Annotated in this window: 8 protein-coding genes; 1 reads left to right on the plus strand and 7 read right to left on the minus strand. The window is 32.2% G+C overall.

Annotated features, from left to right (window positions below):
• Positions 1 to 220 precede the first annotated feature (220 nt).
• Positions 221 to 1159, minus strand: coding sequence for a type IX secretion system membrane protein PorP/SprF (locus OA93_RS15555; RefSeq protein WP_039114317.1), 939 nt, complete (start codon positions 1157 to 1159; stop codon positions 221 to 223).
• A gap of 21 nt (positions 1160 to 1180) precedes the next feature.
• Positions 1181 to 6028, minus strand: coding sequence for a gliding motility-associated C-terminal domain-containing protein (locus OA93_RS15560; protein WP_039114318.1), 4848 nt, complete (start codon positions 6026 to 6028; stop codon positions 1181 to 1183).
• 224 nt (positions 6029 to 6252) lie between these two features.
• Here OA93_RS15560 and OA93_RS15565 point away from each other — a divergent pair, with 224 nt between their 5' ends.
• A complete protein-coding gene (locus OA93_RS15565; protein WP_039114319.1) occupies positions 6253 to 7983 on the plus strand; it encodes a hypothetical protein in 1731 nt (576 codons plus the stop codon).
• An 8-nt stretch (positions 7984 to 7991) separates the two neighbouring features.
• On the opposite strand, the gene OA93_RS15570 is transcribed toward OA93_RS15565, so the two are convergent.
• The 5 genes from OA93_RS15570 to OA93_RS15590 form a co-directional block, all read right to left on the minus strand.
• Positions 7992 to 8903 carry a GNAT family N-acetyltransferase gene (locus tag OA93_RS15570; protein WP_039114320.1) on the minus strand — a complete coding sequence of 304 codons (912 nt, stop codon included), beginning with the start codon at positions 8901 to 8903 and terminating at the stop codon, positions 7992 to 7994.
• Between the two features lie 132 nt (positions 8904 to 9035).
• Positions 9036 to 11039 (minus strand): hypothetical protein, encoded by a 2004-nt coding sequence (locus OA93_RS15575; RefSeq protein WP_039114321.1) that lies wholly within the window; start codon positions 11037 to 11039, stop codon positions 9036 to 9038.
• Between the two features lie 49 nt (positions 11040 to 11088).
• Positions 11089 to 12309, minus strand: coding sequence for a glycoside hydrolase family 27 protein (locus OA93_RS15580; RefSeq protein ID WP_039114322.1), 1221 nt, complete (start codon positions 12307 to 12309; stop codon positions 11089 to 11091).
• Between the two features lie 457 nt (positions 12310 to 12766).
• Positions 12767 to 13201 carry a response regulator gene (locus tag OA93_RS15585; RefSeq protein WP_039114323.1) on the minus strand — a complete coding sequence of 145 codons (435 nt, stop codon included), beginning with the start codon at positions 13199 to 13201 and terminating at the stop codon, positions 12767 to 12769.
• A gap of 13 nt (positions 13202 to 13214) precedes the next feature.
• Positions 13215 to 14501: a HAMP domain-containing sensor histidine kinase gene (locus OA93_RS15590; RefSeq protein WP_039114324.1), complete on the minus strand. Its 1287-nt coding sequence runs from the start codon at positions 14499 to 14501 to the stop codon at positions 13215 to 13217.
• Between the last annotated feature and the right edge of the window lie 180 nt (positions 14502 to 14681).

A 14681-nucleotide genomic window follows, 5' to 3' on the forward strand; every position in this document is an offset into this window, starting at 1 on the left:
TAGAAACATAGCTTTTATGTGTAAAAAAGAGAACAAAAAGAAATACATTCCTTTCACATAGCTAGCTATGTGCATTTAAAAACAAGTGAAACGCCTTTTTTGTGCGGACAAGACCTATGTTTCTATGTGTTAAAATTAATTGCTCACAACGGGTTAAAATACATTAATTTTAATCATAGATTATGTGGATATTTATCTTTTAAGCTAAGCGAATAAAAGATTAAAAACCAAGGTTATTAACAGGATCTGTAAAGCTACAACCACATTCCCTACGCATATTTTTAGACTGTTTAAATGTATATTTTAAATAAAATTGATGTGATGACGGTGCGTATTTACCTAATCCGTTTATGTTATGATCATAAGCATAACCGGCTTGAAAATCCTGAAGCAAATTAACTCCTATTATTCCAGTTATAGCCGAATCCCAACGGTAGGATGCTCCAAATCTGAACTTTTCTTTAAACTCAAAATTAAGAGCAAAATCTATTGCCAATGGTGATCCCTGAACCTCTTTTGCTAGTATGGATGGTTTAAATAACAATTCATGTGTTAGCGCAGTTTGATATCCTGTTGTAAAATAAATTTGAGGTTTTGTTACCGATAATCCTGCAACAGTTGGATCATAACTTTCTTTAATAAAATTGGGCGTAGATAATCCTATATACCAATTTGGTGTATTGAATAAAAATCCAACTCCTATTCTTGGAGATATTCTGTTTTCTATATTATTTTCAAAACTTAGATCATTTGTATTCTGTACATCAAGACGTGTATAATCTACATTAAGGACATTAAAACCTGCTTTTAGACCAAACGAAAGCATATTTATTTCGTCTGTAAAAATGGTATAGGAATAATCTCCTGTCACAATTAATTCTTCGGTTACTCCTAATTTTTCACTTGAAACATTAAGTCCTGCTCCCATATTCATTGTAAGCGGAATATTGACATTTAAGTTCAGACTTTCGGGTGCACCATCAAATCCTGCAAATTGTGTTCGATGTATCAGTAATACGCTTCCGTCAAAAAAACCTGCAAAAGCGGGATTAAAACTCGACATATTTAGCTTATAATCGGAGAATTGAGCATCTTGTTGAGCTCTGGCAGAAAATAGTGTAAATGTAAATGCCAGTACTAGTATATAATTAAATTTCATTTGTTTTTTTGATTTTGTGAATTAAGGATTTAGATGCAAAAAGCCTGTTTTTGTAATACGCTTATTATCATGATTTGTAAAGCTAAATACATAATAATATGTTCCGTACGGAAGTAAACCAGTACCGTTTCCTAATCCTTTATTACCAAATCCTTTAAATAGATTATCGTCTTGTCCGTAACGACTAGCTTCGTAAACTAAACTTCCCCAACTATTAAAAATTTCTAGTTTATTATCAGGAAAAGTTGTGGCTCCTTCTACAAAAAAGGAATCATTTTTTCCGTCCCCATTGGCAGAAATTCCGTTATAGACGACAACATCACAATACCTAATAATAATCTCTACTTCTAGCCTTTTAGAACTTTCGCATTCTGCTCCTATGTAGGATGCATAATATTTATGTTTATCTTCTAAGATTGTAGTCGATGTCAGAGGAACACCTCCTGTTGCGGTTTCGTACCACAACACCTCTTGTTCGTTTGTAATAAGATCTGTAATTGTTGCTTCTTTTTCTTTACATATATACTGCACGTCATTGCCTGTGGGAGCTAATGTATCTTTAACAATGATTGTAACAGGAATACGGTTACTATAACAATTACCATAATTTGTAGCTGCATAATAGGTTCCGCTAATTATACTTGTATTTAATGAAAGACTTTGGGCTGATGTAGCATCGATAAACCATTTTAAATTAATACTATCATTTACAGCTATATCTCTTATTTTAGGCGCATCTATTAAACAAAATTCTTGTGTAAGGCTCGGGAATGTTGGTTCTGGAATAGGAAGAATTGTTACAATCGCTGTTGCTGAACCTCTGTTTCCTGATTGATCTATTACGGTAAGTGTTACTGTATTGATTCCAATATTACTACAATCAAAAGTGGTTTTATCTAGTAACATTTTATCGATAGTACAGTTATCTGTAGAGCCATTATTTATCTCATTAACAGTAATACTCACAGTTCCTGTTACATTGAGCTGTACTGTAATATCCTGCGTTATTACAGTTGGAATTATTTTGTCCTCTACAGTAACTACAGCAGTTCCAGACGCTGAATTTCTATTAAAATCTGTAACAGTAAGTGTTACGGTATTTGTTCCAATATCACTACAAGTAAAAGCTGTTTTATCGAGTACCAACATATCGATACTACAAGCATCATTAGAACCATTATTAATCAGCGCTGGAATTATTGCTGCATTTCCTGTAGCATCTAGCTGGACAGTTATATTTTGGGTTATAACATTTGGGGCAATCAAATCCTTTATAGTAACAACAGCAGTTCCAGTCGCTGAATTTCCATTTTTATCAGTAACAGTAAGTGTCACATTATTTATTCCAACATTCGTACAATCGTAAGTTGTCTTATCAAGAATCATCGTATCAATACCGCAATTATCTGTAGAACCGTTATCTATTTGCGTAGCATTAATAGTTGTATTTCCTGTAGCATCAGGCTGAACGATTATACTTTTTGTAATAACAGTTGGAGCTATTTTATCTTCGATAGTAACTGTTGCAGTTTCTGATGCTGAATTTCCATTAACATCGGTAACAGTTAGTGTTACTGTATTTACTCCAACATTTGTACAATCGAAAGTGGTTTTATCTAATATCATGCTATCAATACCACAAACATCACTTGAACCATTATCGATATCAGCTGTGCTTATAATGGCGCTTCCTGTGGCATCAAGCTGAGCTGTTATATTTTTTGTTATAACAGTTGGAGCTATTTTATCTTCGATAGTTACTATTGCAGTTTCTGATGCTGAATTTCCATTAATATCGGTAACGGTTAGTGTTGCCGTGTTTGCTCCAATATTAGTACAATCAAAAATAGTTTTATCAAGGATTATTGTGTCAATACCACAATTATCTGTAGAACCGTTTTCTATTTGCGTAGCATTAATAGTTGCATTTCCTGTAGCATCTAGCTGGACATTTATATTTTGAGTTATAACATTTGGAGCTATTTTATCTTCGATAGTTACTGTTGCAGTTTCAGATTTTGAATTCCCATTAATATCGGTAACGGTAAGTGCTACTGTGTTTACTCCAATATTAGTACAATCAAAAGTGGTTTTATTGAGGATCATTGTGTCAATACCACAATTATCACTTGATCCATTATTTATTTGAGCGGCAGTTATAATAGCTTTTCCTGTAGCATCAAGCTGAACTACTATATTCTGTGTAACAACAATTGGAACTATTTTATCTTCGATAGTTACTATTGCTGTTTCTGAGGCTGAATTTCCATTAACATCGGTAACAGTTAGTGTTACTGTATTTACTCCAACATTTATACAGTCAAAAGTGGTTTTATCTAATATCATGCTATCAATTCCACAATTATCTGTAGAACCATTATTGATATCGGCTGCAGTTATAATAGCGTTTCCTGTGGCATCAAGCTGAAGAGTTAAGTTTTTTGTTATAACAGTTGGAGCTATTTTATCTTCGATAGTTACTGTAGCCGTTTCTGATGCTGAATTTCCATTAACATCGGTAACGGTTAGTCTCACTGTGTTTACTCCAATATTAGTACAATCAAAAAAGACTTTATCGAGTATCATCATACTACCACCACAAACATCATTAGATCCATTGTCTATATCTGTAGCGTTAATACTTACTTTTCCTGCACCATCAAGCTGAACTGTTATGTTTTTGGTTACAACATTTGGTTTTATTTTATCTTCGACAGTTACTATTGCAATTCCGGTTGCCGAATTTCCATGTCTATCAGTTACTGTAAGCGTTACCGTATTTGTTCCAACATTCCTACAATGAAAAACAGTTTTATCGAGTGTCATACTGTCAATACCACAAGCATCGTTCGAACCATTATCAATATGAATGGGTGTAATAGTTGCACTTCCTGTGGCATCAAGCTGAACGGTTATATTTTGGGTTACAACATTTGGTTTTATTTTATCTTCGACAGTTACTGTTCGTAATGTTGAAGTTAAATTTCCGCTTTTATCTTTTATCATAAATATCACCACATTGGGTCCAATATTGCTACAATTAAAAGTTGTTTTATCAAGTACCATCTCAACAATACCACAATTATCATAAGAACCATTGTCTATTTGCGTAGCATTAATTGTTACATTTCCACTAGCATCTAGCGGAACAATTATATTTTGAGCTATAGCGCTTGGGACTATTATATCTTCGACTATTATAGTTGCATTTTCTGTAGTGCTGCAATCTTTTTCATCTGTTACAGTTACAATATAAGTACCAGGTAACAATCCTGTGGCTGTGGCTGTAGTTTGCTCAGGAATGGTGTTCCAACTATATTTATAGACTCCAGTTCCACCTGTTACACCTACAGTCGCTTCTCCATTAGCATGTGTACTACAATCTGCATTTATTTGGGTATCGATTGTAGCAACAAGTTCATCAGGTTCTGTTATTGTAAAGTTTTGAGTTGCCATTTCGTTATTACTATCGGTTACTGTTACGACATAATTCCCTGGGCTAAGATTTGTTGCGCTTGTACCATTTCCGCCTGACGGTGACCATGAATAAGTATAAGTAGGTGTACCGCCTAAAGTAGTAACCGAAGCTGAACCATCGTTTTTTCCGTTACATGAAACATTATCTTCTGATGCTTTAGTTAATTTAAGTATATCGGGTGTGGTAAATGGAGAATGGAATATTGTTGAATAAGAGGAACCTCCATCTTCTGTAACGAAATAAAAGTCATAAGATGTATTAAGCGTGAGTCCTGTAATTGGATATGATTTTTGTGTATTGGCTGTAAGAGCCGAAGTGCCACTTGCTGCAACATTTACACCTCCATAATTTACCCCGCTTTTTATTTCAGCTATTGTAGGTCGTGGCGATCCAGCAGGAACAACTACATAATATCCTGTTACATCGGTTTGTGATAACGTTTTAAAAACTGCCGATGTATATTTTATATCTGTTATTGTTCCACTTGCATTAGCGATATCTTTAATTATTTCTTCTAATTCTACAACTTTACCCGCAGCATAATACCACTTAAATTCATCACTCTCTCCTACCGCAAGATCATTTAATCTAACAAAAAAACCATAAGAACCATCAGTGGCTCCACTACTAACAACACTTGTATTTGGGTTTTGATTAATTACATAGTTCCATTGGCAACATATCTGAATAATAGTATTGGCACGATCAGAATTTGAAAAAATTATGACTCCTTCTTCTCCCGAAAAAAGTTTAAGCGCTTTAGCACGATCACTACTTGTAGTTAAAGGAACAAAAGCATCACCAACTATATTTCCTCTTGTTTTTAGCGGGTTGTCATTAGTCCCGATAAAATCATCTTTTGTACCCGACCAATATCTTACATTACTTACTGGAGCTGTACCTATATTTTTAATTTTTATATTAATTATGATAAAACTTGAGTTTTGTTCTAATGTATATGTGTTTTCGACCTCTAATAAAGATCCATTAATTGTAATATTTCCTTTGGAAACAATAGTGCCATAACCTTTTGGCGACGTAGTAGTTATAAACTTCGAATAATCAATTGTTTGGCTTGTTAAGGTTCCATTAATCGACGAAAATCCATTTGTATTCCATTCACTAGAACCATCCCCATCAATATAATAGGCATTATCAAAAGGATAATCCTGATAAGTAAGCTTTGCCCATAATGATGATGTAGAATTAAAATAAAAAGGCTGCTGTAAATTTCCCGCAGGATTTACAGAGTTTTCTGCTCCTGTACCAAAACGAAGTATATCATTGTCTAATACCTTTTGTGCGGAAACTTTGTTTAGTAAAATAAATAACATGCATATGACTATATATGACTGTTTTGACATTACTTTATCAAAGTATTTTTTTTTCATAATTAATTTGATTTATTGCCTGAAACGGCTCTCTGAAGTGTGCGCAAAACTAATCTAGAAAGGATTCTTATTATAAAATATGGGGTGGACAAATGGGGGACAAATGCTGTATTCGTCTTTAAAAACCTTATAAATAGTCATTTATAGCATATCTATTTTATACTAAATATTACTTCTCATGGATTCATATTTTTGTATTTTAGCAAATCAATGATTCCTTACGCATGGCTTATATTATAAAAAGAACAGGAATTCTATTCACTGTTTTTATTTTTACTTTTTTATCTAAATCATATTCACAAACGCTAACAATTCCGTTACAAGATTCACGTGAAAATATTGAGCGCATCATTCTTCAGGAGAAAGATTTTCAAAAAGACTCTGTACAATTAAAAAAGTTTTTGGCTCCTTTACTCCAATCTTCGAGTAAGAAATATAATATCCTTTACTATGCCTTGCTGGCAAATGGCTATTCTAGTTTTTTTGATAAAACAAATTCTCTAAGCGATACTTATTACTTACTTTCTATCCAAAAAGCAAAAGACATAAATGATCCTTCGCTAGTAATCTGGACAGAAATGAATTATTCTAAATACCTGTATTATTACAGAGAAATAGACAAGCTTATCCCAACTTTATTAAAAACGATTGATGCTACAGAAAGCATAAATCCCAACAAAATGATTCTTCCAGGAGAAACTTTTAAAATTTTTGGTTGGATAATGACTACCATTGATGATGAAGACTTGGCTGTGAAATTTTTAAAGAAGTCCTTACATTATACTAAGACTAATTCTCCAGAATATGCAAGTGTTTTAAATGCCATAGGAGTATATTATTTTAAAGAAAAAAACTTTCCTGCAGCAATGTATTATTTTGATAAAACCATTGCTGTCTCTTTACCTATTAGTGATAATATACGCTATGCAAAAGCACTTGGTGACAAAGCGCTCATTTATGAAAAAAAGGGAGATTATAAAACTGCTCTTGAGCTTTTGCAAAAAGATATCGATTATTCAGAAAAATATAAAGACGAGAAAAACAGCATGTATGCCTCTATTTTAATGGCTAAAATTCTTTTAAAAGAACAAGATACATCCAGAGCAAATGTATTATTACAAAAAGCCGAAAAAATTGCTTTGTCCAAACCTTATTACAATAATTCTTTAAAAGATATTATCGAATTAAAACTGAATATATTAAACGGGAAAGATCCTGAAAAAGAATTATCATTAAGACGTGAACTTAAAAAAATAGAAGAATCTTTACTTAAAACAGATGGCGAAACTGCTTTAACAAGGGCAAATTGGTTTGTACAGAAAGCCAAATATGAAAATAGGGTCAAGAATACACAACTGCAATATGAACACGAAAGTAAGATGAAGAATATCTATATACTGCTTGTTATTTTGGCGATTTTATTATCAATTTTTATCTTCATCTCTTTTAAGAAAAGACTGAAAAATAACAGCTTAGAATATAATAAAAAAATAATAGATCATAAAATAGAAAAAAGAAACTACGAGAAAAAACTTAATGATGCAAACCTTGATCTTGATGCACACATTAAATTTTTGCACAATAAAAATATTCAGATTTCTAAATTAAAACTAGAACTAGAAAATATAAAACAATCTCCGTCTTATCATTTAGAAAAAGGAAAACTACAGGAATTATTGGACTCCCATTTAATGACAGATGAAAACTGGAATACTTTTAAACGAGAATTTAAAAAAGAATACAATGGTTTTTATGAAGCTTTAATGAAGGATTTTCCAGAGTTAAAGGATTCTAATCTTAAAATTATAATGCTCCAAAAATTGCGATTCAGTAATTCCGAAATTGCAAGTTTGCTCGGTATTACATTAGATGCCGTAAAAAAGAGCAAACAACGCTTAAAGAAAAAACTTGGAGATAAACACAATCTATTATTTGAGATAATCGATATGTCGTAATTGTAATATTATGTATGAGATAATATCGGAATCATCAGTTTTTGGGTATTGAATAAATCTTCTAATTCTGGTGAAACAAACAACGTTAGATCTTCCTCTTTATGAATTGTATAATTATAATCTGCGTTTAAGGGACTGAATCCAAATAGTACTGTATCAACTTCTGGCGTTGCTAAAGCAAGAATTACATCTTCTATATTTTCTTCTTTCATCTGAAAAAGCTGAAGTATAGTCATGGTGTTTTCCTCTTTTTGTACAATGGCAATTGTATTTAAGGATTCGATATAATATATAGAATCTTTAAAACCAAAATCGGGATAAGCATAGCAATAAAAAAAAGTCAACCCAAGATTTTTAGTATCGAATGATGAAGTTGGTATTGAATTCTTTACATACGTTTCTAATAATTTTTGCTGATTAGAATCATCCAGATTTAGTTTTTTAACTTGATAACTGCTTTCTCTAAACACTATAGGCGCACTCGCTTGAAATTCTTGTACTGCTGAAAAATTAAACTTGGGATAAAAGTCCAAAACAGAATCATTGGCAAATAGAAACATTCCGCTTACTTTTTCCTTATAATCTTGCAAAATTCTTTCCATCAAATAACGTGACAATCCTTGTTTTTGATAATCAGGACGAGTCATTACCGTTCCTAATTGAGCCAAAACAATAGACTCGTTTCCAACAATAGTTTCAAATGTACTTACTGTAGTGTGAGCAACTATCTGGTCATCAATAAACAAAGAATAAATGATACAGTTATCATCCCAATATCCGGATTTGTAATAATTTTCAAAGTCAAATCCCCATACTTCATTTGTAAGTTGATTAAACTTTTTACGCAGATTATCGTCAGATTGATATTGAATATATAATGTAAATACTTGTTTGTTAAGGGTAATATTTTCTGTCTGCATTTCTCTTTTTTTCAAAATTACAGAATTATTACATTTCTGGCTCTTTACTTTTTTCTTTTATTTCGAAAAAAAAGAAGAATATTATATTTAATATATACTAAATAAACACTTTATATAAAGATATACAATAAACTATTTATCAAATAATAACTTAATAGTATCTCCTTCATTAATAACCTTATCTAACCATATTTTTTTCTTATCCGAGATTGTAATTTTTAATTTTTTGTTTACTCTTTTCACAACAATATCAAAGTCTTGCCCAAATGCATGAATATTACGCAATCCCATTTCTGGCCATGATATTGGAAGACGAGGTGTGAAATCAAAGCCTTTTAAACTCGTTGGGCGAATACCAAACAATCCTTCGGTAAAAACTCTACAATACAAACCACTTTCTGCCGATAGATGACGCTGATTTCCTTCAGGATAAGCTTCTACAGGATAAGGAACATGATCTCCTAATAAACGACGCGTGGAATAATAATGTAAAAAATCTATTGCTTTTTCGGTTTCGCCTGCTGCCAAAACGCCTCTTAAAGCGTATAAAGTCGACCTGTCCCAGAAAGTTTTATCTCCCGAAAGGCTTGCTAACCCATCTTGAGTCCATAGTTTAGGTGAAAATAATGCTGCAATAGTTCCATCTTTTCGATTATAAATACCCATCGTTAATGGGGTGCATATCCATGCACGTAAAACATCATTTTCTTTATAGTATTTATAGGTTTGATACCCATCGATAGTAGAACCAAAATATTTTTCGATTGCTGATTTTATGTTTTTTGCCTGAGTTTTATAAGTTGCAAGTTGTGCTTCCTTTTTCCCTAAAGTAGCTCCTAAATATATTGCTGAATTTAGCGCGTCATAATATAACGATGATGTATTAAGATTTGCTTTTCCAGCAGGGAAACGCCCTTCTAATTCATCTGAATCTGAGGTAACAACACCTTCCGCATTTAGTTTTAAATTGCAATATTCAAGACACCATTCTATCAATGGCCATAATTGTTTGGCTTCGTTAATACTCCCTTTTGCAAGAGCATAACGCGCAGCTCCATAAGCAATCATAGCAGCATCTCCCCGATCCCCTGCTCCATCCCAAATATCTGTACCCTCGGCAACAATCGAGCTTGGAATTGGTTTGTATTCTTTATTAATAAATCGGGCAAAATGAAGATAAGCGTTCAGAGATGCTTTATCGCCATAATCATATCCTAAAAAAGGAAAAAATGGTCCTATATACTCTGCTTCATCATTTGCCCAAATTGCAGCATAATACGCTTCTCCGCCCGGTCCATGCATTGGCCCGCCTTTGGTTTCAAATATACTTTCGGCAGCCCTTAATTTTGCAAAAGCAAATTCAGTATTCAATATAGTATCAGGTGTTTCTAAAACCAATTTATTCGATAATTCTTTAACCAATTCCAGACGCTTCATTTTCTCATTTTCAGCATTCAGTTCTGGTAACGGTTCATTAGATTTTCCAGCAAAATAAAGAACCGAAAAGCTAATTATATCATTTGGCTTTAGATTAAAATAACCATCATTTAAAACTTTAGATTGGATAGTATAACTTCCTTCAGTTCCATTTATTGGATCTGTATTATAAATGGTATTCGATTTTGGAATTTCTACAGTATATCCTTTTCCAGAAATATTTTTGATAGTATATATTTCGCAATAACTTGCCTCTGTCGTTGTTGGAAAATATTGTCGGGTTAACTCAAGTGTTTTACCAACTTTACTTTTTACTAATAATGTCCCGTTAAGCGCAATCGAAACTACTTTTTCATTCTCGATAGCCTTATTGTTAACCGTTACCAATTTTAGATGATCTTGTGCAAACCTACGAGTAAGGCTCGCGTGCGTATTGTTCGGGATTGTCCTTAACATAGGCCATACCAAACTTCGGGTTACATGAAAAGAACTATCTGCAGCAACTCCATATCTAATTACTGAGGAAATTTTCTTTCCGCTCATCTCAATATGGTCGTCATGAGGTATATTATTGATGTTCCATGAGATAGCTCCATCGGTAGTAATTTGCCAACGATTATTTTGTTGAGCAAATGATTTCCCTGATATAAAGCAAAGTATAATGATTATGAGTTGTTTTTTTGTAAATGCAGTAGTCATCAATTGAATTAAAGTTTTAGAATTGTCTTATTTATTTTTTGATAAAAAATTATGCTTTGCTTAATCGATACATCAAAACACCGTGAGGTGCTATAGTTTCTTTTAGTATTTTGGAAGTTGTTCCTGTATTTCTTTTACTCCAAACATCAAATAAGTTGTATACGTTCTTATTATCTAAAGTATATTTATAAATAGCATCTACAATGTTTTCTTTACTCCAATCAAAACTTACAGACTTAGATTCGGTTTTACGATTTATAAAGCAAATGGCCCAATCTCCGTTTTTAAGAGGTTTGCACCAAACTTGCAATCCGTCTTTATCTAGATATCTAAATCCTTGTATTCCTAATTCATCCTGATCGATATTCAGCACCTCTTTGTTAGTAAGAATCTGCAAAGTTTGTTTAGACATCTTTCGGATATCATTACCTGCAATTAATGGTGCAGCCATCATACTCCAAAGAGAAAAATGAGCTTTATCTTCATCATAAGTCATTCCATTACCTACTTCGAGCATATCGGGATCATTCCAATGTCCCGGACCAGAATATTTACGAAGATTAGACTGCAAATCTGCAATATGCATCACACTTAGAGAATTCCAGGTTCCTTCATCATGCACCGAATCAAAAATTTGATATATATCTTCGGTAGTACGCCATAACTGACCAACTCCTTCGCCCCACTCCCAAGGTTTGTTTACTCCCCACTCACAAATACTAAATACAATAGGTCTTCCTGTTTTATTCAAGGCATTACTCATAGTAGTATAAGCTTCTTTGGCATTTATACCCGTGGCAAAGCACCAATCGTATTTTAAAAAATCAATTTCCCAAGCAGCATAATTTCTAGCATCCTGATATTCATAACCGCGTGTTCCTGGATATTTTTGGCAGGTTAATGTTCCTGCACAATTATACAATCCAAATTTTAATCCTTTAGAATGAACGTAATCGGCAACGACTTTTATACCATTAGGGAACTTTTTAGGATCAGGCACCAGATTACCTTGATTATCTCTTTCCATCGCCATCCATCCATCATCAAGAACCAAATAAATATAACCTGCATCTTTCATTCCTGAGGAAACCATAATATCGGCAGTTTCCATTACCATTTTTTCGTTAATATCAGTATGAAAAGTATTCCAGCTGTTCCATCCCATTGGTGGTGTCAACAACAAATGATCTGTTTTTTGTGCATTTAATTGTCTACAAAAAATTACAATAGCCATTAAAAACAAATACTTTACTTTTAGATATCTTCTCATTTTTTAAGTTTACTTTTTTAAGCAAACCTACATGCAATCTAAATTTAAGGCATATAGTATATTAGCTTTAAATTATACTATTTTATCTGATTTTTAATTTTTTGGAATGAAGAAATAATAAAACAATTCACAAATCATTTTATCATTGATTAGAGAGATATTGGAAAATTAACTTGAAGAGTAATACCTAATAATTAAAAAGTATCTGTTATAAACCAAATTTATATTTCGTCAAATTTATATTCTAGAAAACAGTATCTTTATGTAGTTATCAATCAATTTTTTAAGATTAAAATACTTAAATCATATGATACTACAAAAAATAAAACTATTGACTTTAATCAAACCCTGATAGCTGTATTATTCTTAATCCTAATTTCATACAGTAATTTTTGCAATACCAAAAGATACTCTTGCTTATATGGTTTTAACCACCTCTCGCTTTATAAACCTAGGATTATATAAATTGTTTTTTTAATGAAAACTCAAGTTTTATAAGTTCAAATTTATCTCTATCGAGTGGTTTGTTAAGAAAACGGATTACCGATGGAATATTTTCTACACGTTTAAGATCATCAGGATGTGTAGAAGAAGTAATCATTATGATAAAACAATTTCTTCTTATTATTTCAGAGAATTTTATGTATTCCTCCAGAAATTCAAAACCATTCATTCCAGGCATATTGATATCAAGGAAGATCAGCTGAGGGAGTAAATCAGGCGTACTTTCTAATGAAAGAAGGTATTCGAGAGCATCTGGTGCTGAATCTAATAAAACAATTTCTTCGGCAAAACAATACTTCTCTGCCATACGATTGGCAATATAGCGATCTGTTGCGTTATCATCTACAACGAGAATTTTTTTAAACGGTGGTGTTGTTGTCTGTTCCATAGATTAAGTTAATTTACTTGTTTGGAATTTTAATAGCAAAGGTGGTTCCTTGGCCAATTTCAGATTGAACTTTTATATTTCCATTGAGTTTATTTATTGCTTCTTTTACAATGTAAAGTCCAAGGCCTGAACCAACTGATTCTTGAGATACGCGATAAAACATATCGAATATTTTTGAGTGTAATTCTTTATTAATACCAATACCATTATCCTGCACAATGATATTAGTCTCGATATTAGAAGTTACTATTTTAATATTTATAAATGGGTTTGAAATTTGTGCGTTTTGATACCGAATTGAATTCGAAATAAGATTATTTAAAATTGTAACCAAACGATTTTTATCAGAGTACACAGGAGTATCACCAATTATATCTACTTTAAAACCAACCCTCCTATTGGTATCTCCCATGAATTTTAAATTTTGGGTTACATCATCAAGAAGTTCATTAAAGTTTATTTTTTCCTTATGAACTTCCATGCGTGAATTACGCGAATAAACGAGGATATCGGAAATAAAGCTATCGAGTTTTTTAGCATTTTCTTTTAACATTTGAAGATGTCCCAGCATTAATTCTTCGGCGGTATCATCCTGTGCAATTTCAATAAGACCCAACATTGAATTTAAAGGAGCACGCAAATCATGCGAAGTGCTGTATACAAAACGATCCAGTTCATAATTTGCAGTTTTTAACTCTTGATTCTCAATTTCACGTTTTCTAAATGTTTGATTGATATGTGCTTCACTATATTTTTTAAATTGGTAAGCCCATAATCCGCAAAGGCCAAAAATAGTTGTTGCCAGTATTATATGAATAATAAAGGTTTGCAACGACATATAATCTAACTGGGTAAAATAAATTTCGCTAACCCCTTTATATTGCAAATAACCAAACAATGCATGATGAAATATTACAACTAATGTAAGCGGTATTTGTAGTTTCCAGTTTTGATAAGTAATAAGTATTGCACTTGCTACAAATGCTGTAAAATGCATTTCGAACATACCATGCATTTGATAAATGTATTGACACATAAAAATACCTAATATCGTACTGAGTACGTACTGATAAAAGTCTGATTCTGGCAAAGCAAATTTTGAAGAATAATAAGCAACAAGTAGTAAACTGCCTACTCCTATTGCTATTTGCCATGTATCATAATAAAAGGCCAGTAATAAACCGACAATGAAAAAAATTAAAAGAAAATAATTAATCAAATTATCAGATTTTCTTTTAATTGCCAAAAGGAATTCTTGAATATGTATCGACTGCTCTATATCTTCTATTTTTTGCTTCATACTATTTTTGCGATTTGGTAATTCACATTTGAACGTTTTTAAGGCAAAGGTAAATAGGTTTAAAAAGTGTATGAAAAGGAGGTTAATCCTTTAAAATTAATATCCCTTTCTGGTATGACAACTTTATGTAGGTTAGAGAAAGTGATATGTTGTAATGTTGATAAAAAGATTCAACTTAAG

This window comes from Flavobacterium sp. KMS, from assembly GCF_000813005.1.
GTDB lineage: Bacteria > Bacteroidota > Bacteroidia > Flavobacteriales > Flavobacteriaceae > Flavobacterium.